The organism is Sphingomonas sp. AC435 (assembly GCF_979253005.1).
The window spans coordinates 1-249 of the sequence record NZ_CEEDCJ010000081.1 but is presented as its reverse complement, the minus strand read 5'-3'; the positions used below and the strand labels follow the sequence as shown (position 1 = coordinate 249).

The following is a 249-nucleotide window of genomic DNA, read 5'->3' as shown; positions in this document are numbered from 1 at the left end:
GCAGATGATGATGGAGCAGGGCATCGCCGCGCTGCCGACCATACCCGGCTTCATCGATCCCGCCACGCTGGAGCGGGCCCGCGACTTCTGGACGGACAGTCTGACGCTGTGGCAGCGGTTTCTCGCTCCCACCAGCGCGCCGCCGACCGCGGAAACCCCCGAACAGGCGCGCGACAAGCGGTTCTAGGATGCGGCGTGGCGGGAGAACCCGGTCTTCGACCTGATCCGTCAGAGCTACCACACGATCGC

1 pseudogene is annotated in these 249 nt (G+C 67.5%); it reads left to right on the top strand.

The window, feature by feature from the left end:
- A pseudogene (locus AC0CH8_RS19025) lies at positions 1 to 187 on the top strand (class I poly(R)-hydroxyalkanoic acid synthase); the annotation flags it as partial.
- Positions 188 to 249: the final 62 nt, after the last annotated feature.